Raw genomic sequence first — 20,554 nt, forward strand, 5'->3', positions numbered from 1 at the left:
TGAATTTTCAAATTTTCAAATTAAGATAATGTCTGATAGAAATTTGCGTAAAACAAGAACCGGGGTGGTTACCAGCAACAAAATGACCAAAACCATTACTGTTGCGGTAGAAAGAAAGGTAAAGCACCCCATTTATGGTAAGTTCGTAAAAAAGACTACCAAATTCCACGCTCATGATGAAAAAAATGAGTGCACCATCGGCGACACAGTTCGTATTATGGAAACCCGCCCTATGAGCAAAACAAAAAGGTGGAGACTGGTAGAGGTAGTAGAAAAGGCGAAGTAATAAAGCTGTTAGCTGCAGGTCAAAAGCTGTGAGCTAACGACGTTTGAAATATATTTTTAATCATTCGCTATAGTTCCCGATCACAATCGGAGCTAATGGCCGAGAGCTAAAAGCTAATACAATGATTCAGCAAGAGTCCAGATTAAATGTAGCTGATAACAGTGGCGCCAAAGAAGTACTGTGTATTCGTGTACTGGGAAACAGCGGCCAGGATTACGCCAAAATAGGCGATAAGATTGTAGTAACCGTAAAGGATGCTATTCCTGCCGGTGGTATTAAAAAGGGCACTGTTACCAAAGCGGTAATTGTACGCACTAAAAATAAGTTGCGCCGCAAAGACGGATCTTATATCCGGTTTGATGATAATGCCGTAGTGTTGTTGAATCAGTCAGATGAACCCCGTGGTACCCGTATTTTCGGCCCCGTTGCCAGAGAGTTGCGTGATAAAGGATACATGAAGATCATTTCACTGGCTCCGGAAGTACTATAAACGCTATACGCTTAAGGCTAAACGCAAAACGCTTAAAGCATATGCGCAAAGCCCGAAGCTTTCAATAAAAATAAATTGGTAACTGCGTTATGCGTTCAGCGTTCAGCGTTCTGCATCTCGCGTTAAGCTTTAAAAAAATGAGCAACAGATTTAAACCGAAGTTTAATATTAAAAAAGGCGACACCGTTGTGGTAATTGCCGGCGATGATAAAGACGCTAAAAAGCCCCGCAAAGTACTGGAAGTATTTCCCGAAAAATCGCGTGTGCTGATTGAAGGCGTAAACATCGTTACCCGCCACACAAAACCTTCGGCTCGTAATACCCGTGGTGGTATTGTGAAAAAAGAAGCCGCTATTCACATTTCAAATGTGATGCTGTGGGATGCCAAAGCCGGCGCTGCCGTGAAAATAAAACGCAGCCGCGAAGAAGGCAAACTGGTGCGCGTGTCAAAAAAATCAGGAGAAGTAATAAAATAAATGCTAAAGGCTAAACGCTCAACGCAAAACGCAGAAAGCGGAAAGCCTGAAGTGATAGATAACTATTGTTTTTAATTGCGTTATGCGTTCAGCGTTCCGCGTTAAGCTTTTAAAAAATGAGTACAATAAAATATAGCCCAAGGCTGGCAGATAAGTACAAAAAAGATGTTGTACCTGCTTTAATGAAGCGTTTCAACTATGGCACTGTGATGCAGGTTCCTCGTTTGGAAAAAATTTGCATCAACCGCGGTGTTAACGGAGCCGTTTCTGATAAAAAGCTGATTGATGTGGCCATTGACGAACTGACCAATATATCGGGTCAGAAGGCTGTTCCTACAATGTCGAAAAAAGACATTTCGAATTTTAAGTTGCGTAAGAACATGCCCATCGGTGCCCGCGTTACTTTACGTGGTACTAAAATGTACGAATTCCTCGACAGGCTGATTGCTACCGCACTGCCTCGTGTACGCGACTTCAAAGGTATCAATGAAAAAGCGTTCGACGGCCGTGGTAACTATACACTGGGTATCACCGAGCAGATCATTTTTCCTGAGATCGATATCGACAAGGTAAATAAGATCACCGGTTTGGATATCACTTTTGTAACCACTGCCCAAACAAACGAAGAGGCATTTGAATTGTTGAAAGAGCTGGGCATGCCGTTCAAAGGAGTGAAGAAAGAAGTAGAATAATTATTGCTCCGGCCTTTGGGCAAAGGATGCAGAGGATGAGGGAATAAAATCCCAAAACCGCAAAATTCAGAAATCTCAAAATTGTAAATAAATTATGGCTAAAGAGTCAGTAAAAGCCAGACAAAGAAAAAGAGAACGTATGGTAGCGCAGTATGCCGAAAAACGTGCTGCATTAAAAGCTGCCGGCGATTACAAAGCTTTAGATGAAATGCCGAAGAACTCTTCGAAAGTTCGTCTGAAAAATCGTTGCCAGTTAACCGGCCGTCCCAAAGGATATATCCGGTACTTCGGCGTAAGTCGTGTTACGTTCCGTGAAATGGCGTTGAACGGTAAAATCCCGGGTGTAAGAAAAGCATCCTGGTAAAAAAACAAAGGCACAAGGCACAAGATACAAGGCACAAGAAAGTCCTGGTAAAGTGCTTGTTGTAATTAAAAATTGTATAACTGTTATAATTTAAAATAAACATGGTAACTGATCCCATAGCAGATTTCCTGACAAGAGTTCGGAATGCGCAGTTAGCCGGTCACCGGATTGTTGAGATCCCGGCTTCTAACCTCAAAAAGCGTATTACTGAAATATTGTACGATCAGGGATACATTCTGAAGTACAAATTTGAGGATGACAGCAAACAGGGTGTAATTAAAATAGCCCTGAAATATGATCCTCAAAGTAAAGAACCTGCTATCAAATCGCTGGAAAGAATCAGCCGCCCTGGTTTGCGTCAGTACGCCAGCCCGGCCGAATTCAAAAGAGTAAAGAACGGTTTGGGTGTTGCTATTATCAGCACATCACAAGGTGTAATGACCGATAAACAAGCCAAAGTTCAGAATGTTGGCGGCGAAGTTCTTTGCTATATTTATTAATTTTGCACCCCAACGCAAAACGCGGAACGCAAAAAGCACAAGGCTGAACGCGCAACGCGGAACGCAAAAAGCAGGTTTTAAATTTTGAGTTTACAGCGTTAAGCATTGAGCGTTAGGCGTTAAGCATTAAGTATTAAGCGTTAAGCTTGTTCTCCGGATACATTAAGCCCGTAACCTATAGGGGCTGACCGGTTCGGCGAACTCAAACAATAAACTACAAACTAAAAATTAAATTAGTTATGTCTCGTATAGGTAAAAAACCGGTAACTGTTGTTAGTGGTGTTACAATTACGGTTAGCGCTGATAATGTGATCTCCGTAAAAGGTCCTAAGGGCGAATTGAAACAAGCCATTGACCGTGATATTAAAGCAGAAGTGAAAGACGGAGAAGTTATTTTCACCCGTCCTACCGACCAGATCCGTCACCGTGCATTGCATGGTTTGTACCGTGCGCTGGTGGCCAACATGGTAAAAGGTGTAACCGAAGGATTTGTAAAGAAACTGGAACTGGTAGGGGTAGGTTATAAAGCAAGCAATCAGGGTAACCTGCTCGATTTATCGCTGGGTTATTCGCACAATATTCTTTTCGAGATCCCCAAAGAACTGAAAGTAGCAACTGCACAGGAAAAAGGGGAAAACCCGAAAATCACCCTCGAAGGCATTGACAAACAATTGCTGGGTCAGGTAGCCGCCAAATTACGCAGCTTACGTAAACCCGAGCCGTACAAAGGTAAAGGTGTTAAATACGTTGGTGAGCAAATTCGTCGTAAAGCTGGTAAGGCAGCTGGTAAATAATTTTAGCTGATTAGCTAATTTGCTAATGTGCTAATGAAGTTCCCGATAAGAGTGATTGAATTCTTATCGGGAACTTAAAACAAGACGATCAATTAGCACATTATCGCATTATCAAATTATCAAATTAGTTCTCCGGCAGTATCGGAGGGCATAAAATAAAAGCAATGAATACCAAATTACAACAAAGGCAGAAGATTCGCTACCGCATTCGTAAGAAGGTGGCTGGCACTGCTGCAAAGCCCAGATTGGCTATTTTTCGTAGTAACAACGACATTTATGCACAGTTGATCGACGACGAAAATGGTTTCACACTGGCTGCTGCCTCTTCACGTGATAAAGACATCGCTGCGCAAAAAGGTACCAAGGTTGAAAAAAGCAAACTGGTAGGTCAGGCTGTTGCCCGCAAAGCAAAAGAACTGGGAATTACCATAATCGTTTTCGACCGTGGCGGTAACCTGTATCATGGCCGTGTTCAGGGCGTAGCTGAAGGTGCAAGAGAAGGCGGACTTCAATTTTAATTAGTTCAATTATACAATTCCGATAATTTCAAATAGAAATAATGGCAAAAGTTAATTTAAACAGGGTTAAAGCCGGCGATCTGGAGCTGAAAGAAAAAGTAGTGGCTATTAACCGCGTGGTAAAAACAACCAAAGGTGGTCGCGCCTTCAGTTTTTCTGCCCTGGTAGTAGTTGGTAACGGAAATGGTGTGGTAGGACACGGGCTTGGAAAAGCTAAAGAAGTACAGGAAGCAATTACCAAAGGTATCGAAGACGCCAAAAAGAACCTCATAAAAGTGCCTATCATGCATGGAACTATTCCGCATGACCAATGGGCTAAAGAAGGCGCTGCCAAAGTACTGGTTAAACCGGCTGCCCATGGTACCGGTGTAATTGCCGGAGGCAGCATGCGCGCTGTGCTCGAAGCAGCAGGTATTACCGACGTATTGGCCAAGTCGCTGGGTTCTGCTAACCCTCACAATGTGGTAAAAGCTACCTTTAAAGTGCTGGCTTTATTGCGTGAACCGGTTACTGTTGCCCGTCAGCGTAAACTGAACCTGAAGAAAGTATTTAACGGATAAACCGGCAACCGGCAACCGGCAGTCGTGAATCGGCATCCGGTAGCCGGCAGCCCATAATGAGTTGAATCATGAAAAAGATTAAAATAACTTTAGTAAAAAGTCCTATTGACAGACCCGAGCGGCAGAAATTAACCCTGCAGGCACTGGGTTTAAATAAGACCAATGCTTCGAAAGAAGTTGAAGCTACTCCACAAATCCTGGGTATGGTTCGCAAAGTAACCCACCTGGTGAAAGTTGAAGAAGCTTAAGAATTTGAAAATTTGAAAATGTGCTAATTTGAAAATTCAATTAGCACATTTTAACTTTGAGTCCATTTTCAAATTTTCAAATTCACCAATTTTCAAATTAAAAAGCGAGGGGCGATTCCCCGTAAGTAAAAATCAAATTACAATGAAATTACATGAGTTAAGGCCTGCCAAAGGCGCAACGCACAAAGAAAAACGTTTAGGTCGTGGTGAAGCTTCCGGTAAAGGTGGCACTTCTACAAAAGGTAACAAAGGGGGCCAGAGCCGTGCAGGTTATCAACGCAAAAACGCCCATGAAGGCGGACAGATGCCGATTCAGCGTCGTTTGCCCAAACGCGGCTTTAAAAATCCTTTCCGTGTTGAGTACAAAGTATTTAACCTCGGTCAGGTAGATCATCTGGTAGAAAAATATGAACTGAAAGAATTTTCTCTCGAAAATTTATATATCAACGGTCTTGTAAGCCAAACAGATAAGGTAAAAATATTAGGAAACGGCGAACTGAAAAGCAAAGTGACCTTTAAAGTAAATGCCATTAGCGATAAAGCAAAGCAAGCTGTTGAAGCTGCGGGTGGTACCGTAGAATTGGTAAAGTAATTTTGTGTAACTTGCATAGACGCATTCAACCGGTGCGTCTTTTTTCTTTGAGGGATTAAATAAAACTTTGCAAATCCGTGAAAAAGTTCATACAAACACTTAAAAATATCTGGAGTATTGAGGAGCTGAGGAGTAAAATTCTGGTTACCATTACCCTGATAGCCGTATACCGCTTAGGCACCCACATTGTGTTGCCCGGTATAGACCCCGATAAAATCACCGTTGGTAATTCCGGTGGTATCCTGGGATTGATTGATGCTTTTGCAGGTGGCGCTTTTCACCAGGCTTCGATTCTTGCATTGGGTATCATGCCCTATATCTCTGCATCGATCTTTATTCAGTTGATGACCATCCTGTATCCTCCTTTCCAGAAATTACAGAAAGAAGGCGACAGCGGACGTAAAAAAATCAACCAATACACGCGTTACCTCACCGTACTGGTTACCATTTTACAGGCCAGCGCTTACGTAGCTTTTTTGAATACAACCAATGGCCAGGCCATGGTTGAAGCATATAAACCCTTCTTCTGGTTATCTACCACCGTTGTACTTACTGCAGGCACCCTGTTTGTAATGTGGCTCGGCGAAAAGATCACCGATAAAGGTTTGGGTAACGGTAGCTCTGTAATCATCATGGTGGGTATCCTTGCCCGTTTCCCGCAATCGTTGTGGCAGGAATGGTCGGCCCGCTCGAACAGAGGTGGTGGTGGTTTGCTGATCTTCGTAATTGAAATAGCTATTCTGGTTGCTATAATAATGGGTTTGATCGTATTGATCCAGGGTGTTCGCAAAGTGCCCGTTCAGTATGCCAAACAAATTGTGGGTAACCGCCAGTTTGGTGGCGCCCGTCAGTTCTTACCTTTAAAAGTTAACAGCGCCGGTGTAATGCCAATCATCTTTGCACAGGCCATCATGTTTTTACCAACCCTGTTATCTAACTTCGATTCAACAAAAGGATTGGCTGCAGTGTTTGGTAATCACAGTAACTTCTGGTATATGATTATTTATGCAGTAATGGTAATTGGTTTTACCTTCCTGTATACTGCATTGATATTTAATCCCAAGCAAATTGCCGACGATCTGAAACGTAATAACGGATTTATTCCCGGTGTAAAACCCGGACAGCCTACAGCCGATTATATCGGTGCTGTTATGGATAAAATCACTTTCCCAGGTGCAGTATTGCTGGCATTGGTTGGTATTTTACCAGGATTTGCACAAAGACTGGGCGTTCAGCAATCGTTCTCTTCCTTCTTTGGAGGTACTTCGCTGCTGATCATGGTGGGTGTTATTCTCGATACCCTGCAACAGATCGAAACCCAGTTGCTGATGCGCCAGTACGATGGTTTAATGAAGAGCGGAAGAATTCAGGGACGCCAGCAGGTAACTCCGGCCTCTCTGTAATAAAATATTTTTTGCAATCCAGACCTGACAGCTTCAAACATAAGTTGTCAGGTTTTGTTTTAATAAGAAACGCTGAATGCAGAACGCTCAACGCAAAACGCTCAATGCACAACGCTAAATGCTCAACGCAAAACGCTAAATGCAAAACTGATTCTTAGCGTTCGGCATTAAGCGTTCAGCGTTCAGCATCAGGCGTTCAGCTTATAATTTAATGAAATGATTTATTACAAAACAGAAGCAGAAATTGAACTTTTACGCGAAAGCGCTTTGCTGGTGAGTAAAACGCTTAGTGAAATAGCGGGCATGTTAAAGCCCGGTATAACCACTATTTCACTCGATAAAACAATTGGTGAATACATTCGCGATCATAAAGCGGCTCCTTCTTTTTTAAACTATAATGGGTATCCTTATAACTCCTGTATATCGGTAAATGATGTGGTAGTACACGGGCTTCCCGATAACAATGAATTGCGTGAAGGCGATATTATTTCGGTTGATATTGGGGTTTATAAGAATGGTTTCCATGGCGACCATGCCTATACATTTGCCATCGGCGATCCCGGTGAGGAAGTGATGAAACTGATACGGATTACCAAAGAATCATTATTCAAAGGCATTGAAAAAGCAGTTGCCGGCAACCGCATTGGCGATATTGCCTTTGCCATACAGGAACATACCGAAAAAAAGCATGGTTACGGCGTGGTGCGCGAACTGGTAGGACATGGTTTGGGTAAACAGATGCACGAAGATCCGCAGGTACCGAATTATGGCCGTCGTGGTACAGGAACGGTTTTGAAAGAAGGGCTGGTGCTGGCTATTGAACCGATGATCAATATGGGTAAAAAAGAGGTGTATACCGAAGAAGACGGCTGGACCGTTCGCACAGTTGATCATAAGCATTCGGTGCACTTTGAGCACGACGTGTGCGTGCGTAAAACAAAAGCCGATATATTATCTGATTACAGCATTATAGAATCAGCTGAAAAGGCCAATCCGAACTTAAAGTCATAAGTATTAAGTTATAAGCAATAAGTAGTTCATTCTTCTTACTTTTCCTTGTATTTGACTTAATACTTACAACTTATAACATATAACTTAATGAAGCGCCTGGTAGTTATCGGCGGGGGAGCGGCCGGATTTTTTTGCGCTGTGAATGCGGCCCGCATGCATCCTTCGCTGGAAGTGATCATTCTTGAAAAAACAAATAAACTGCTTTCGAAAGTAAAAGTATCGGGCGGCGGACGATGCAATGTAACACATGCCTGTTTTGATATTGCCGATATGAGCCGCAATTATCCACGCGGCGCCAACTTTGTAAAAAAAGCATTTCATCAGTTTTTTACTACCGATACCATACAATGGTTCGAACAACGCGGTGTTCCCTTGAAAACCGAAGACGATGGACGGATGTTTCCGGTTACCAATTCGTCGCAATCGGTCCTTGATTGTTTGATCAAAGAAGCGAATCGGTTTGGGGTAGAAGTTAGAATGATGACGGAAGTAAGAAGTCTGAAGTCAGATGTTGGAAGTCGGAAGTCTGAAGACGGAAGTCTGATGACAGAAGTCAGAAGTCTGAAATCGGATGAAGTGCGAAATAGTGAACAAAAACAGTTTACGCTTGAACTATCTAACCTAAAACCGCTGACTGCAGACTTCGTATGTATTGCCAGCGGCGGTTACCCAAAAACAGCACAATTCGCCTGGTTACAGCAACTGGGACATACCATTGCAGAGCCCGTGCCTTCGCTGTTTACCTTTAATATGCCCGGTAATGCCATTACACAACTAATGGGTGTTTCGGTGCCCGAAGCGCATGTTAAAATAACCGGCAGTAATTTATCATCAAAAGGACCATTGCTCATTACACACTGGGGCATGAGCGGACCAGCCATATTGAGGCTATCGGCCTGGGGTGCGCGGGAACTGGCCGGTTGCAATTATCAGTTTTCAATCATTGTAAACTGGCTGCCTGAGTATAACGAACATACATTGCGCGAACAATTGCAGCAATTGCGGTTCGATATGGCGGCGCAGAAAATGATAAATCGCAATCCTTTTAATTTACCACAAAGGTTTTGGCAGTATTTGCTCGAACAATCGGGCATCGATGCCGACAAACGCTGGGCCGACCTGCCGGCAAAAGAGCAAAATAAGCTGATCACTAATTGCTGCGCACAGGAGTTTAAAGTGCAGGGAAAAACTACTTTTAAAGAAGAGTTTGTTACTGCAGGTGGTATTCAGTTATCGGAGATCGATGTAAATACCATGCAAAGCAAGATAATACCAAACGTATTTTTTGCCGGTGAAATACTGGATGTGGATGGTATTACCGGCGGTTTTAATTTTCAGCACGCCTGGACGAGCGGATTCATTGCCGCGAAAGCAATTTCACAGATGGTTTGATGGCTGAAATAGGCCAGATGGTTCGATTGTCGGGTTTCGATAACCATCCAACAATCAAACCATCTAAACCGTATCAAATACTATTGAGCCTGAGGAAAGCCTAATAATCTTCTGTGATAATTGATCTGCCCGGTATGATAACTCAGGTGTGTTAACAAATGCAGTAGAAAGAATTCAGTAGTTACCGTTTCACCGTTAATAGGCAAAGGATAATTTTTTTCCAGTTCTTTTTTACTGGTTTGTTCCAATGCATCCTTAACTGCTACTTTGGTGTTTTCTATTTCATTCAGTAATTTATGTTTGCTGATATTTTTCAGCGTAAATTCTGCATCGCGGTTTCGTATATATCCCGAATCACCCAACACATTGCCGATAAAATGTTGTAAACTGCCGGTTAAGTGCAAACACAGGTTGCCACCGCTGTTCTTAATTCCTTCTTTTGTTACCCACAGGCTGCTGTCGTCAGGGTACTGCGTAATTTCTTCAGTCAATTTATTCAGGTCTCGCTCAAATAAAATGATCAATACTGGTGTAATCATAACAAATAGTCAGTTGAATAAAATTTTCGATAAATGTAAAAATAAAAGTTCCCATCAGAATAGCCTTGCAAAAAAATAATTTTCGTTCGTTAAAAACAATCTTATTTATACACGTTCGGCGAAAAAATAATAACTCATTTTCGTACAATATGTACAGTGAAAAGAGATAATCATTTTTGCTGATGCGTATTGCATAGCAGGGCCTAAAGGTAGATAAACAAATAATTATTAGGTTAAAAGGAGAAAATTCTGACCCATTTGACCGATTTGACCTGTTTGCCTAAATCGGTGCAAATCAAGTAGTTGGTAAAGGAAAAAAAACGCTGAATCCCTTTACTATTCAGCATTTTAGCCTATCTTTGCAGCCCGAATTAAAAACATCGGATTTTTATCATGTTTCAGAACTTAATTATTAAACAATTAAACGCTGAAGCACAGGAGTCTTCTGCAGCCACTCAGGCCGCCGAAGCTACAGCGACAACAAATGCACCTGTGCAGGCTCCGGAAGTTGTGGACAACAGCGCTCACGACGATTTTGACTGGAGTATCGACAAACGCAATGTGGCTTCTTACAGCAAGGAAGAGAAATTAAAATATGATGCTGTATATGAGGGTACTTTCAAAGCAGTTACCGACGGTGAACTGGTAAAAGGTCTGGTAGTGGCCCTTACCAAAACTGATGTGGTAATCAACATCGGCTTCAAAAGCGATGGTCTGGTTTCGTTAAACGAATTCCGCGATTTACCTAACCTTAAAACAGGTGATGAAGTGGAAGTAATGGTGGTAGAAAAAGAAGACCGGGAAGGTCATCTTAATCTCAGCCGTAAACAGGCCCGCATTACCCGTGCCTGGGAAAAAATTGTGGAAGTTCACAAAACCGGCGAAGTTATTACCGGTACTGTTACTTCAAAAACAAAAGGCGGTTTGATCGTAGATGTATTCGGTATGGAAACATTCTTACCGGGTTCACAAATCGACGTAAAACCTGTAACTGATTACGACCAGTTTGTAGGAAAAACAATGGAGTTCAAAGTAGTGAAGATCAACGAAGCTATTAAGAACGCCGTAGTTTCCCATAAAGCACTTATCGAAAGCGATATCGAAGCACAACGTGCCGAGATAATGAGCAAACTCGAAAGAGGCCAGGTGCTGGAAGGTACTATCAAGAATATTACCGACTTCGGCGCCTTCATGGATCTGGGCGGCTTAGACGGTCTGTTGTATATCACCGATATCAGCTGGGGCCGTATCAGCCATCCGGGCGAAGTGTTGAAACTGGATCAGAAGCTGAAAGTGGTTGTATTGGATTTTGATGATGAGAAAAAGCGTATCAGCCTTGGTTTGAAACAATTGACTCCTCACCCATGGGATATACTTCCTGAAAATATTCACGAAGGTTCTGTTGTAAAAGGTAAAGTAGTGAATATTGAAGATTACGGCGCATTCCTCGAAATTATGCCGGGTGTTGAAGGCTTGGTACACGTAAGTGAAATTACATGGGCCAATACACCTATCAATGCGAAAGAATTCTTCAAACTGGGCGACGAATACGAAGCTAAGATCGTTACGCTTGATAAAGACAATCGCAAGATGAGCTTATCTATCAAGCAAATGAGCGAAGATCCCTGGAGCACTATCGAAACCAAATTCCCCGAAGGAAGCCGTCATACCGGTTTGGTAAAGAACATTACGCCTTACGGTGTGTTTGTTGAACTGGCTCCTGGTATCGGTGGTATGATCCATATCAGCGATCTGAGCTGGCTGAAACGCTTCAACCATCCTTCTGAATACACTAAGGTTGGCGAAAATATCGATGTGGTTATTCTCGGCATCGATAAAGACAACCGCAAACTGCAACTGGGCCATAAACAACTTGAAGAAGATCCCTGGAATGCACTGCAGGGTACCTTTGCAGTTGGTTCAGTTCATGAAGGAACAGTTATTCGCAGAGACGACAAAGGCGGCATAGTTCAATTGCCTTACGGCCTTGAAGGATTTGCTCCTAACCGTCACCTCATGCGTGAAGATGGCAAAAGCATTGGCGCTGATGAAACAACCCAGTTTATGGTGATCGAGTTCGACCGCAATGAAAAACGCATTGTGGTATCGCATACCCGCATCTGGGAACAATCTAAGATAGAAGAAAAAGAAGCTCAGAAGAAAGAAGCCCGTGCTGAAGCTGATAAAACGAAGAAAGCAGTGAAAAACATTCAGGGTAAAGTAGAAAAAGCTACTTTAGGCGACCTGGGTGCATTGGCTGAGATCAAGGAAAAACTGAAACAGGAAGAGCAACAGGGTGGTACAACCGAAACCAAAGAGTAACACCGGTTTGTTTTACTGAATAATACACAGGCGTCCCGAATTATCGGGACGCTTTTTTTTGCAGGAAGTGTAGGTGTGTTGTTATTGCATTCATTTAAAATGACTTATACCATCAGCCTATTATCGTGCGCTTGATTAAAGTCATTTGTTTGACATATTTGTTTCAAAAAGCTTGCAAAACTAAGAACCGTTAGTTAAATTTATATAAGCTAATCAGAACCAACTTTCTTAAACGTTTTCGTAGATCCTGTTAAATCTTGCTCTGATAATTACCGTTTATCAAATGGCCTATACCGGGCTTTCCAATTTCCTTGCGCGAACTCATATTATCGTAAACCCAAATTGTACCGTATGAAGAAGCTATACTCCTTCGTATTCATCTGCATTTTTCTGTTCTTTTTTGCGCTTCATTGCCGGGTGTAACCGGGCATAAATGCAGATTCAACGTTTAAAACATACTGTAAACAAACATATAATTCATTTTACGTACATAGGTACAGGTTACCCTGTGCATATAAGTAAATAAAATTAGTACAGGTTCATTGGGTAGCAACTCTCATCATCAGCGGGATGTTCCGGTGTTTGCCGGGATGTCCCGTTCTGGTTTTGAGGGGGAAGTTAGCAGGTTGAAAAGTTAAAAGGTTAACAGGTTGGAAGGTTGATAAGTTAACAGGTTAACAGTTTAAAAAGTTGATAAGTTGAAAAGTTGGTAGGTTGACAGGTTAAGACGTATTCGGGTAACCGAAAATTAAATGTTTGCCAACTGGGTCTGCCGAAGCTATAGCGAAGGCGGATTGCCGTTTGCCGTTTCAAGTGCTCTACAGCTTTGCGAGCAACTGCTTATTAAATTCAAGTAACGAACTTAATTTACTATCCGCTGCATCCCAGCGGCCCTGGTGATGTACATGAGGGGCAGGTATAACCACACATTTCATGCGCGCTGCTTTGGCTGCGATCATACCATTGAACGAGTCTTCAAAACAAATGCATACAGTTGGCGGAACGTTTAACAATTCAGCACAATTTAAAAATACCTGCGGATGCGGTTTGCCATACGGAAGCTGTTCGGCCGAAGTAATGGCATTTAAATAAGGCCTGATTTGCAGTTTTTCAACCACTGCTTCAATTAAACGCATAGGCGAGGAAGAAGCCAGGCCGATTTGAAATTTGTTTTCTTTAAAAAACTGCATGATGTATTCAACACCCGGCATGGCAATACCATGTTGCTTTATTTTATCCAATGCATTTTGCTCAACCATTTTCACCGCTGCTACAGCTTCTTTTTTGTCAATGGTAAAGTGGGTGAACCAGTAATCGACCCATTCGGGCGTACGCAAACCGGTGGTAAGATTATATTCTTCATCAGTTAGCGTAACACCAAATTGTTGTAACATTTCGGCACCGGCCTGTTGCCATAAGGGTTCCGAATCGATCAGCAGGCCATCCATATCAAAAATTACGGCAGAAAATTTCATGGGCGCAAAGATAGCAGATAAGGCTCAAGGTACAAGGTAAAAGGAACAAGGTGCATCGCCGTATGTTACTTGTGTGGCTGGCATGAATATTTAAAAATAAATTATTAACAGGATTAAAGAAACCCATAAATTACACACGTAATGCATGAGCAACATTATAAATTGCCGTTATTAACAAATTCTTTAATTTCAGTAAATTGAAAGGAAAAAATTATAGTGCATGAGCTCGTTTAGTGAACGAATGAGGCATATAAAGCTGGTGAGGAAAATTTTATATCCGATCATAGGTGTATTAACATGGCCGGGTCTTGCGATCTTCAATAAATTAAAAATTTCGGGAACCGAACATATAGCCCGGTTGCCCAAAAAGAATGTTTTGTTTGTAAGTAATCACCAAACCTATTTTGCCGATGTGATTACGTTTCTGCATATTTTCTGTGCTGTAAAATGGGGAAAGAAGAACAAACTGGGAGTTCCTTATTACTTATTGAATCCTTTTACAAATGTTTATTATGTAGCTGCCGAAGAAACCATGAAGGGCAGCTGGATCAGCCGTTTATTTACCCTTGGAGGAGCACTGACCGTTAAAAGAACCTGGCGGAGCTCGGGTACCGAAGTGCGCAAAGGACTCGATCCATCCGATACCCGGAAAATTACACGCGCTCTTGAAAATAACTGGGTGATCACTTTTCCGCAAGGTACTACCACACCGTTTGCACCCGGCCGTAAAGGCACTGCTCACATTATAAAACAATGCCGTCCTATAGTTGTACCTGTAGTGATCAGTGGTTTTTGGCGTGCCTTCAATAAAAAAGGACTGAAGTTAAAAAAGAAGGGCACGCTGCTGTCGGTTACTTTTAAAGAACCATTACAAATAGATTACGACGCTTCGGCCGAAGCGATCCTTGACCAGATTATGGATGCCATTGAACAAAGCAAGGCATTTAAAATGAAAGGAGCGCACCACTGGAAGATGGAGAAATTTGAAAATTAGCTGATTTGAAAATTTGAAAATGATTAAACATCCGGCTACCCATTTTCAAATTAGCACATTTTCAAATTTTCAAATTTATTTCACAAACAACGCCTTCAGTTCCGTAGCATCATTCGGCTGCATTTTACCTCCCAAAATCAATCGCAGCTGTCTTCTTCTTAAAGCGCCCTCAAACAATTTCTTTTCTTCATCTGTTTCGGGAACAAGCGGCGGTACAGTGCGGGGTTTGCCATTGGGATCGAGCGATACGAATGTATAATACGCTTCATTGCTTTTGTATTTATACTGGTGAATGGCATCTTCACCCCATACACTCATATGCACTTCCATTGAAGTATTAAAAGCGCGGGATACGCGCGCTTCAATATGCACTACATTTCCCAGTTTAATAGGATTTTCGAATGAGATATTATCTACAGAGGCTGTAACCACCGGAGCACCGCAATGCTTCATGGCTGCGAGCGCTGCCGCAATATCCATCCAGTACATCAGCCGGCCGCCCATCAGGTTACCAAAAGTATTGGTATCGTTGGGTAAAACCAGTTCGGTCATTATAACAGAAGATTCTTTGGCAGTTTTCGACAACTGTTCCATTGTAAAAGTTTGGCGCAAAGATAATAGATGGTTCGATTGTTTAATGGTTTGATAGTTGGGCTGTTCAATTTTGAACCTGTTAATTGAATGGCGGAATGTCCTGAATTTCGGAGACAACAGTCATCGAACAATAAAACCATTAAACAAGTATATGTTCGAGCTGCTGCAAAAAAGCGTCATCTGCATCAGCGCCAATCCCCGGCGCATCAGGTACATCTAAAAAGAAACCTTTGTATTGCACACCACCTGTTACCGGATCGGTTTTGTGGCCAAGCATGCAGGTATCCATATCGTAAAAAAGTATATTGTCGTGGCACAATGCAAAATGCGCAAAGGCCGTTAATGCCACCCGGCTTTCGAGCATGCCACCTATCATACAGGGAATTTGATGCTGTTTGCAAACGGCATGGATCTTTATTGCTTCGAGTATACCGCCCGATTTGGCGAATTTTATATTTACATAATCGCAGGCTTTGGCTTTGATAATGCGCAGCGCATCGTGATGATCAAATACGCTTTCATCGGCCATAATCTTAATGGGCGATTGTTGAACAAGCGCGGGTAATTTATCATCATCCCAATACCGCATGGGCTGTTCGCAAAACTGAATATTAAAAGGCTGCATAGCTGTTAACGCATACAAGGCATCGTCGTAGGTCCAACCCTGGTTGGCATCAATTCGTAAGGTAATCGATTCGCCCACTGCTTCACGAATACGACGAACCCGTTCTACATCATCAGTTGCATTTTTACCCAGTTTTATTTTGATGATGCGTACACCGCGTTGCACAAAATCAACGGCAGTTTTGGCCATATTGACCGGCGTATCGATGCCAATGGTTAAATCGGTTTCGGGTTGCTTTTTTTCGCCACCCAGCCACTGATACAACGGTTTATTGGCTGCTTTGGCGGCCAGGTCGTATAAGGCCATATCAAAGGCGCTTTTTATAGTAGCGTTAAAGGCGGTATAGTTGTGCAGCTCCTGCATGCGTTCATCAATGGCAGTGGCATCTTTGTTTTTCCAGATGGCCGCAAAATCTTTAGCCATTTCAAAACAGGTAGCCTGTGTTTCTCCGGCGATCATAGGAAAAGCCGAACATTCACCCACGCCGTAAATTCCGGCATCGGTATGCACCCTGATGAAAATATTCTGCGCGAAATGCATAGTGCCTGTGGCTATGGTAAAAGGATGCATGGGAATGCTGAATTTCCATATATCGGTGTGTAGTATTCTCATAATGAGGCACAATATACAAGTTACAAGGCACAGGAAAACCGGCAGGAATCGGCATAAACTGTTGCCGGTTACCAGTTGCCGGTTACCGGGTACCAGTTACCGGTTGCCGGTTTGCCCGGAAACCGGTAGCTGATAACAAAAAATGGAACAAGGCACAAGGTATTCCGGTTCGGGAAGGCTGACTTCAATCAGCATCCTTCGTCTTGTTTCCTGTTCTGTAAAGTTTTATCTTCGCGGCTAACATTCGTTAGCAATTATGGTTCAAACTATATCCTCTGTTTCCTTTGATAACACCGAAAATGCATTTGCTTACAAATCTGATAAAGAGCTGAAAAAAGCCCGGTTTTTGTTTTCGAGCATGGGGTACCAGACCCTTGTAAACCTGGGAATAAAGTTAACTCCCTGGGCCATTCAGGCCGGTTTGCCCGTAAAAGGACTTATTCGCAACACCATATTTGAACAATTTGTAGGCGGCGAAACACTGGCCGAAACAGCCAGGGTGGCCGCCAAACTGAAACAGTTTAATGTACAGGTGATATTGGATTATGGGGTAGAAGGCAAGGACGGAGAAGAAAATTTTGATCACGCCTGCGAAGAATTTATAAAGGTTATTAATTATGCTGCCACGCAACCCAACATTCCTTTTATGAGTGTAAAGGTGACCGGTATTGCCCGGTTTGCCCTGCTCGAAAAGCTGGATGCGGCAGCAAATGGCAAAAGCGGGTTCGAAGGAAAAGTGCATACCGAAGTATTATCGGCTGAAGAAAAAGCCGAATGGCAACGGGTTGAGCAACGTATCGTTCGCATTTGCGAAGCGGCTGCCGTAAAAGGAATTGGCGTTTTAATTGATGCGGAAGAAAGCTGGATACAGGACCCGGTAGATGCGCTGACCATGCAAATGATGGAACGGTATAACCGCAAACAGGTTGTTATTTATAATACACTGCAATTATACCGGCACGACAGGCTGCAGTTTTTAAAAGACAGTTTTGCTACTGCCCGGGCAAAAGGTTTTATACTGGGCGCCAAACTGGTGCGCGGCGCCTATATGGAAAAAGAGCGCGAACGTGCCCGGGAAATGAACTATGCATCGCCCATTCAGCCCGATAAAACAGCTACCGACCGCGATTACAATGCTGCCCTTGAATTTTGTACAGATCACCTCGATCAGGTAGCGCTGATAGTAGCTTCGCATAATGAATATAGTAACCTGTATACAACTCAATTACTCGATAAGAAAGGATTGCCACATGATCATGCGCATGTTCATTTTTCGCAATTGTTCGGCATGAGCGATAACATTACCTTCAATTTGGCCAAAGCCGGATTTTCTGTTAGCAAGTATTTGCCTTTTGGTCCCATTCAGGATGTGGTTCCTTACCTCATGCGCAGGGCACAGGAAAATTCATCGGTATCAGGACAAACCGGCAGGGAGCTGGCACTGATCAAAAAAGAGATGCAGCGGCGCTCGAAGATGGCTTGATGGATTGATGGTTTGATTGTTGGGTTTAATCTTCGGCCTGTTAATTAATAGCAAGGTGCCTGAAATTCGGATTGCACAACCGTCATTTCAACTTTTCTCCAAATAGCTTTAACGTTCTTTCCCATGCTAATTTAGCGGCTGCTTCATTGTAGCGCGTGGGTGCGGTATCGTTATTAAAGGCATGTTGGGCGCCTTCGTAAATATACAATTCATATTTAACGCCGGCTTTTTTAAGCGCCTCTTCATAGGCGGGTATGCCTGCATTGACACGTTCGTCTAACCCGCCGTAATGCAATTGAACAGCAGCTTTAATCTTTGGTACATCAACTGCATCGGGCTGGCGGCCATAATAAGCCACAGCTGCTTTCAGATCGGGCACATGAACGGCTAACTGGTTGGCTAAACCGCCGCCCCAGCAAAATCCCACGCAGCCGGTTTTGCCATTACTTTCTTCGCGCGATTTTAAATAATCGAATGCCTTTATAAAATTGTTGAGGTTTTTTTGATTATCCAGTTTTGAAAATAAGTTGCGTGCCTCATCTTCATTGGCAGGAGTGCCGCCCAAAGGCGATAATGCATCGGGCGCCAGCGCCAGGTACCCGGCTAATGCCACACGGCGGGTAACATCTTCGATATGCGGGTTCAGACCGCGGTTTTCGTGAATAACCACTACACTTCCGAATTTGCCTTTTTGTTTGGGTTTGGCCACATACCCTTTCATGGTGCAATCATCACCGGCATAAGTAATATATTCGGTAATAATGCGGTCATCCTGTGGCGGTACCGTTTGCGCATGGGCATAATTCACTTCAAGCATGGGCAATACGGCCATGGCAGCAGCGATACTACCGGTTAATTTGGCAAGCCGGCGAATAAATTCATCGCGGGTGAGCGGCTTGTGAGTATACTCGTCGAAAAGGTTTATAATTTCCTGGTTCATAAAAAGGATTAACAGGTGATTAGTTCCTTAAAGTTAACGAATTGACCATTGTACCGGTTGCCGGCATTGCCGGGTTTACAGAATATCTTATTTTAACTAATGTAACAGATGATAAAATCCCGAATAAAATTTCTACATTCGACATTCATTGTTCAATATTCATCAGTGTAAAAAGGACTGTTAGCTCAGTTGGTTCAGAGCATTACTTTGACAGAGTAGGGGTCACTGGTTCGAGTCCAGTACAGTCCACGAAATTGTAAAACCCGCTCCTGTAGCGGGTTTTGTGTTTAATGCAATCAAATTGTTCTTTCGAAGATTCTTTATGACTTTAGAATGAACTGTTTACTGGTTCGAATCCGCTGGAAATTAATATGTAACTGAAGAACTAATCAACCGCAGCACTACCTTTTAATGTGCGATACGTTCCGGGCCGGGAAGCCTTGGTTATCAAGAATTTTCATGTATCCACGGCCCTGATTTTTGCAGAATAGGACGTTTGGAAAAAATACCAAGAATTGGTATTTTTATGGAAAATAAATAATATGGGACGTAATACTTCCATCCTGCTGGGTGAACATTTTGAAGAGTTCATTAATAACGAAGTCTCTTCCGGTCGTTATAGCTCCGCCAGTGAAGTAGTCAGAACAGCTTTAAGGCTTCTGGAATCAGAAGAATCTAAAAAGAAACAGCTTAATAAGGCCCTTGCCACGGGAGAAACAAGTGGATTCGAAAAGAACTTCGATCCAAAGGCTCACTTAAAAAAACTGCATAATAAAATCAAATGAAATCGCTGCCATATGTCATTAGTAAAAAGGCAGTTTCTGACCTTGAAGAAATATGGGCTTATACTGTTGAAAAGTGGTCTATTGATCAGGCAGATCGGTACTATTCATTGATTTTTGATGAAATAAATTTCATTTGCAGGAATGTAGATGCAGGTAAATCTATGAATCATGTGCGAAAAGAGTATAGGGCCTCAAAAGTCAAATCTCATTTAATATTTTGCCGGGTCGTTAATGATGTTGTTGAAATTATTAGAATTCTACATGAACGAATGGATATTGACAATTGGCTAGCTGAATAACGACTGTGCAGATCCGCTAAGGCGTCTTTTGTGAAGTTTACACAACCGCAAAAAAGAAATCTTAAACATAGTGTACCTTCCGGGCATACTTACTAACTCCATTATTGGATAGTTGAACCCAACGCTAAAAAGTCTCGCAGAAAAAGGGGATTTTTATATTGAGGTTATCCCCCAGCAAGCGGCGAAAAGCTTACGTTGCAACCTCCATGTCGAAACAGTTGTTGAATTCAATCATTGGCTGGCCGCCGGGCCGGCATTGTCTATTGATAGGGAAGAATTAAGTGTATTGGCAACAGAACTTTTGTGAAGTAAAGCGCGGATGGGCAGTATAGGTATTGTCATCACATGAACCGATGAGTTACATCTAAAAATCAACTGCATTACACGCTGGACCCGATAAAAACTGCTAAATATTTTTGCTTAACATTTTTCGCGCTATTTTAGCCTGGCTGGCTTAAACTATTTGTTGATTAATGGCGTCCGCATTAATGATGATATGCCTGGTAAACCACGCAGGACTTTTTGTGGGCGAATAGGTAGGGGGAATTGATTTCAGAGAA

At 42.6% G+C, this 20,554-nt stretch carries 25 protein-coding genes and 1 tRNA gene; 21 read left to right on the top strand and 5 right to left on the bottom strand.

Features of this window, described 5'->3' with window-relative positions; all coding sequences use genetic code 11:
• Positions 1-28: 28 nt before the first annotated feature.
• The 14 genes from rpsQ (at position 29) to AC59IL_RS22980 (ending at position 9,326) form a co-directional block, all read left to right on the top strand.
• Positions 29-286 carry a 30S ribosomal protein S17 gene (rpsQ, locus tag AC59IL_RS22915; protein ID WP_496554533.1) on the top strand — a complete coding sequence of 86 codons (258 nt, stop codon included), beginning with the start codon at positions 29-31 and terminating at the stop codon, positions 284-286.
• Positions 287-407: 121 nt separating this feature from the next.
• Entirely contained in the window at positions 408-776 is a 369-nt protein-coding gene (rplN, locus tag AC59IL_RS22920) for a 50S ribosomal protein L14 (RefSeq protein ID WP_014220841.1), read from the top strand.
• A gap of 137 nt (positions 777-913) precedes the next feature.
• On the top strand, positions 914-1,252 hold the full coding sequence (rplX, locus tag AC59IL_RS22925; RefSeq protein WP_496554534.1) for a 50S ribosomal protein L24: 339 nt from the start codon (positions 914-916) through the stop codon (positions 1,250-1,252).
• Positions 1,253-1,368: 116 nt separating this feature from the next.
• Complete coding sequence (rplE, locus tag AC59IL_RS22930) at positions 1,369-1,944, top strand: 50S ribosomal protein L5 (protein WP_496554535.1); 576 nt, start codon at positions 1,369-1,371, stop codon at positions 1,942-1,944.
• Positions 1,945-2,038: 94 nt separating this feature from the next.
• Positions 2,039-2,308: a 30S ribosomal protein S14 gene (rpsN, locus tag AC59IL_RS22935; RefSeq protein WP_496554536.1), complete on the top strand. Its 270-nt coding sequence runs from the start codon at positions 2,039-2,041 to the stop codon at positions 2,306-2,308.
• Positions 2,309-2,409: 101 nt separating this feature from the next.
• Entirely contained in the window at positions 2,410-2,808 is a 399-nt protein-coding gene (gene rpsH / locus AC59IL_RS22940; protein WP_496554537.1) for a 30S ribosomal protein S8, read from the top strand.
• A gap of 239 nt (positions 2,809-3,047) precedes the next feature.
• Positions 3,048-3,602: a 50S ribosomal protein L6 gene (rplF, locus tag AC59IL_RS22945; RefSeq protein WP_496554538.1), complete on the top strand. Its 555-nt coding sequence runs from the start codon at positions 3,048-3,050 to the stop codon at positions 3,600-3,602.
• 164 nt (positions 3,603-3,766) lie between these two features.
• Complete coding sequence (gene rplR, locus AC59IL_RS22950; RefSeq protein WP_496554539.1) at positions 3,767-4,120, top strand: 50S ribosomal protein L18; 354 nt, start codon at positions 3,767-3,769, stop codon at positions 4,118-4,120.
• Between the two features lie 41 nt (positions 4,121-4,161).
• Positions 4,162-4,680, top strand: coding sequence for a 30S ribosomal protein S5 (rpsE, locus tag AC59IL_RS22955; protein ID WP_496554540.1), 519 nt, complete (start codon positions 4,162-4,164; stop codon positions 4,678-4,680).
• A 68-nt stretch (positions 4,681-4,748) separates the two neighbouring features.
• Entirely contained in the window at positions 4,749-4,928 is a 180-nt protein-coding gene (gene rpmD / locus AC59IL_RS22960; protein WP_207513212.1) for a 50S ribosomal protein L30, read from the top strand.
• Positions 4,929-4,956: 28 nt separating this feature from the next.
• The gene (gene rplO, locus AC59IL_RS22965) at positions 4,957-5,520 is read left to right on the top strand and encodes a 50S ribosomal protein L15 (RefSeq protein WP_496554541.1); all 564 of its coding nucleotides are present in this window, start codon (positions 4,957-4,959) and stop codon (positions 5,518-5,520) included.
• 77 nt (positions 5,521-5,597) lie between these two features.
• Entirely contained in the window at positions 5,598-6,923 is a 1,326-nt protein-coding gene (gene secY / locus AC59IL_RS22970) for a preprotein translocase subunit SecY (RefSeq protein ID WP_496554542.1), read from the top strand.
• 216 nt (positions 6,924-7,139) lie between these two features.
• The gene (gene map / locus AC59IL_RS22975; RefSeq protein WP_496554543.1) at positions 7,140-7,934 is read left to right on the top strand and encodes a type I methionyl aminopeptidase; all 795 of its coding nucleotides are present in this window, start codon (positions 7,140-7,142) and stop codon (positions 7,932-7,934) included.
• 87 nt (positions 7,935-8,021) lie between these two features.
• On the top strand, positions 8,022-9,326 hold the full coding sequence (locus AC59IL_RS22980) for a BaiN/RdsA family NAD(P)/FAD-dependent oxidoreductase (RefSeq protein WP_496554544.1): 1,305 nt from the start codon (positions 8,022-8,024) through the stop codon (positions 9,324-9,326).
• Between the two features lie 80 nt (positions 9,327-9,406).
• On the opposite strand, the gene AC59IL_RS22985 is transcribed toward AC59IL_RS22980, so the two are convergent.
• Complete coding sequence (locus tag AC59IL_RS22985; protein ID WP_496554545.1) at positions 9,407-9,865, bottom strand: DinB family protein; 459 nt, start codon at positions 9,863-9,865, stop codon at positions 9,407-9,409.
• A 393-nt stretch (positions 9,866-10,258) separates the two neighbouring features.
• On the opposite strand from AC59IL_RS22985, the gene rpsA reads away from it, so the two are divergent.
• Positions 10,259-12,187 (top strand): 30S ribosomal protein S1, encoded by a 1,929-nt coding sequence (rpsA, locus tag AC59IL_RS22990; RefSeq protein ID WP_496554546.1) that lies wholly within the window; start codon positions 10,259-10,261, stop codon positions 12,185-12,187.
• A gap of 818 nt (positions 12,188-13,005) precedes the next feature.
• Here the strand turns inward: rpsA and hxpB are convergent.
• Positions 13,006-13,662, bottom strand: a complete 657-nt coding sequence (gene hxpB, locus AC59IL_RS22995) for a hexitol phosphatase HxpB (protein WP_496554547.1) — start codon at positions 13,660-13,662, stop codon at positions 13,006-13,008.
• Between the two features lie 220 nt (positions 13,663-13,882).
• On the opposite strand from hxpB, the gene AC59IL_RS23000 reads away from it, so the two are divergent.
• Positions 13,883-14,656: a lysophospholipid acyltransferase family protein gene (locus AC59IL_RS23000; protein ID WP_496554548.1), complete on the top strand. Its 774-nt coding sequence runs from the start codon at positions 13,883-13,885 to the stop codon at positions 14,654-14,656.
• Positions 14,657-14,731: 75 nt separating this feature from the next.
• Here AC59IL_RS23000 and AC59IL_RS23005 read toward each other — a convergent pair whose 3' ends face one another.
• Positions 14,732-15,250 (bottom strand): acyl-CoA thioesterase, encoded by a 519-nt coding sequence (locus AC59IL_RS23005; RefSeq protein WP_496554549.1) that lies wholly within the window; start codon positions 15,248-15,250, stop codon positions 14,732-14,734.
• Positions 15,251-15,389: 139 nt separating this feature from the next.
• Positions 15,390-16,487, bottom strand: coding sequence for a mandelate racemase/muconate lactonizing enzyme family protein (locus AC59IL_RS23010; RefSeq protein ID WP_496554550.1), 1,098 nt, complete (start codon positions 16,485-16,487; stop codon positions 15,390-15,392).
• Positions 16,488-16,743: 256 nt separating this feature from the next.
• On the opposite strand from AC59IL_RS23010, the gene AC59IL_RS23015 reads away from it, so the two are divergent.
• Positions 16,744-17,970, top strand: coding sequence for a proline dehydrogenase family protein (locus AC59IL_RS23015; protein WP_496554551.1), 1,227 nt, complete (start codon positions 16,744-16,746; stop codon positions 17,968-17,970).
• A gap of 82 nt (positions 17,971-18,052) precedes the next feature.
• Here AC59IL_RS23015 and AC59IL_RS23020 read toward each other — a convergent pair whose 3' ends face one another.
• The gene (locus tag AC59IL_RS23020; RefSeq protein WP_496554552.1) at positions 18,053-18,910 is read right to left on the bottom strand and encodes a dienelactone hydrolase family protein; all 858 of its coding nucleotides are present in this window, start codon (positions 18,908-18,910) and stop codon (positions 18,053-18,055) included.
• A gap of 174 nt (positions 18,911-19,084) precedes the next feature.
• Between AC59IL_RS23020 and AC59IL_RS23025 the strand changes: the two genes are divergently transcribed.
• From AC59IL_RS23025 to AC59IL_RS23040, 4 genes are all read left to right on the top strand, one after another.
• Positions 19,085-19,159 (top strand) — tRNA-Val (locus AC59IL_RS23025).
• 293 nt (positions 19,160-19,452) lie between these two features.
• The gene (locus AC59IL_RS23030; RefSeq protein ID WP_407748455.1) at positions 19,453-19,695 is read left to right on the top strand and encodes a type II toxin-antitoxin system ParD family antitoxin; all 243 of its coding nucleotides are present in this window, start codon (positions 19,453-19,455) and stop codon (positions 19,693-19,695) included.
• Positions 19,692-19,994 carry a type II toxin-antitoxin system RelE/ParE family toxin gene (locus tag AC59IL_RS23035; protein WP_496554553.1) on the top strand — a complete coding sequence of 101 codons (303 nt, stop codon included), beginning with the start codon at positions 19,692-19,694 and terminating at the stop codon, positions 19,992-19,994. The genes AC59IL_RS23030 and AC59IL_RS23035 overlap by 4 nt, the downstream gene beginning before the upstream one ends.
• Before the next feature lie 112 nt (positions 19,995-20,106).
• Complete coding sequence (locus tag AC59IL_RS23040; RefSeq protein ID WP_496554554.1) at positions 20,107-20,301, top strand: hypothetical protein; 195 nt, start codon at positions 20,107-20,109, stop codon at positions 20,299-20,301.
• Positions 20,302-20,554: the final 253 nt, after the last annotated feature.

The sequence above is a fragment of the Niastella sp. sgz303648 genome, from assembly GCF_059587045.1.

Excerpts from the sequence above, each read along its gene's own strand:
- rplR (WP_496554539.1), top strand. The coding sequence starts at position 3,767 with ATGAATACCAAATTACAACAAAGGCAGAAGATTCGCTACCGCATTCGT.
- AC59IL_RS23010 (WP_496554550.1), bottom strand. The coding sequence starts at position 16,487 with ATGAGAATACTACACACCGATATATGGAAATTCAGCATTCCCATGCAT.
- rpsH (WP_496554537.1), top strand. The coding sequence starts at position 2,410 with ATGGTAACTGATCCCATAGCAGATTTCCTGACAAGAGTTCGGAATGCG.
- rplN (WP_014220841.1), top strand. The coding sequence starts at position 408 with ATGATTCAGCAAGAGTCCAGATTAAATGTAGCTGATAACAGTGGCGCC.
- rplE (WP_496554535.1), top strand. The coding sequence starts at position 1,369 with ATGAGTACAATAAAATATAGCCCAAGGCTGGCAGATAAGTACAAAAAA.
- rplX (WP_496554534.1), top strand. The coding sequence starts at position 914 with ATGAGCAACAGATTTAAACCGAAGTTTAATATTAAAAAAGGCGACACC.
- rpsA (WP_496554546.1), top strand. The coding sequence starts at position 10,259 with ATGTTTCAGAACTTAATTATTAAACAATTAAACGCTGAAGCACAGGAG.
- rpsQ (WP_496554533.1), top strand. The coding sequence starts at position 29 with ATGTCTGATAGAAATTTGCGTAAAACAAGAACCGGGGTGGTTACCAGC.
- AC59IL_RS23020 (WP_496554552.1), bottom strand. The coding sequence starts at position 18,910 with ATGAACCAGGAAATTATAAACCTTTTCGACGAGTATACTCACAAGCCG.
- AC59IL_RS23035 (WP_496554553.1), top strand. The coding sequence starts at position 19,692 with ATGAAATCGCTGCCATATGTCATTAGTAAAAAGGCAGTTTCTGACCTT.
- rpsE (WP_496554540.1), top strand. The coding sequence starts at position 4,162 with ATGGCAAAAGTTAATTTAAACAGGGTTAAAGCCGGCGATCTGGAGCTG.
- AC59IL_RS23005 (WP_496554549.1), bottom strand. The coding sequence starts at position 15,250 with ATGGAACAGTTGTCGAAAACTGCCAAAGAATCTTCTGTTATAATGACC.
- AC59IL_RS23015 (WP_496554551.1), top strand. The coding sequence starts at position 16,744 with ATGGTTCAAACTATATCCTCTGTTTCCTTTGATAACACCGAAAATGCA.
- map (WP_496554543.1), top strand. The coding sequence starts at position 7,140 with ATGATTTATTACAAAACAGAAGCAGAAATTGAACTTTTACGCGAAAGC.
- hxpB (WP_496554547.1), bottom strand. The coding sequence starts at position 13,662 with ATGAAATTTTCTGCCGTAATTTTTGATATGGATGGCCTGCTGATCGAT.
- rpmD (WP_207513212.1), top strand. The coding sequence starts at position 4,749 with ATGAAAAAGATTAAAATAACTTTAGTAAAAAGTCCTATTGACAGACCC.
- AC59IL_RS23000 (WP_496554548.1), top strand. The coding sequence starts at position 13,883 with ATGAGCTCGTTTAGTGAACGAATGAGGCATATAAAGCTGGTGAGGAAA.
- rplF (WP_496554538.1), top strand. The coding sequence starts at position 3,048 with ATGTCTCGTATAGGTAAAAAACCGGTAACTGTTGTTAGTGGTGTTACA.
- AC59IL_RS22980 (WP_496554544.1), top strand. The coding sequence starts at position 8,022 with ATGAAGCGCCTGGTAGTTATCGGCGGGGGAGCGGCCGGATTTTTTTGC.
- rpsN (WP_496554536.1), top strand. The coding sequence starts at position 2,039 with ATGGCTAAAGAGTCAGTAAAAGCCAGACAAAGAAAAAGAGAACGTATG.
- AC59IL_RS23030 (WP_407748455.1), top strand. The coding sequence starts at position 19,453 with ATGGGACGTAATACTTCCATCCTGCTGGGTGAACATTTTGAAGAGTTC.
- AC59IL_RS22985 (WP_496554545.1), bottom strand. The coding sequence starts at position 9,865 with ATGATTACACCAGTATTGATCATTTTATTTGAGCGAGACCTGAATAAA.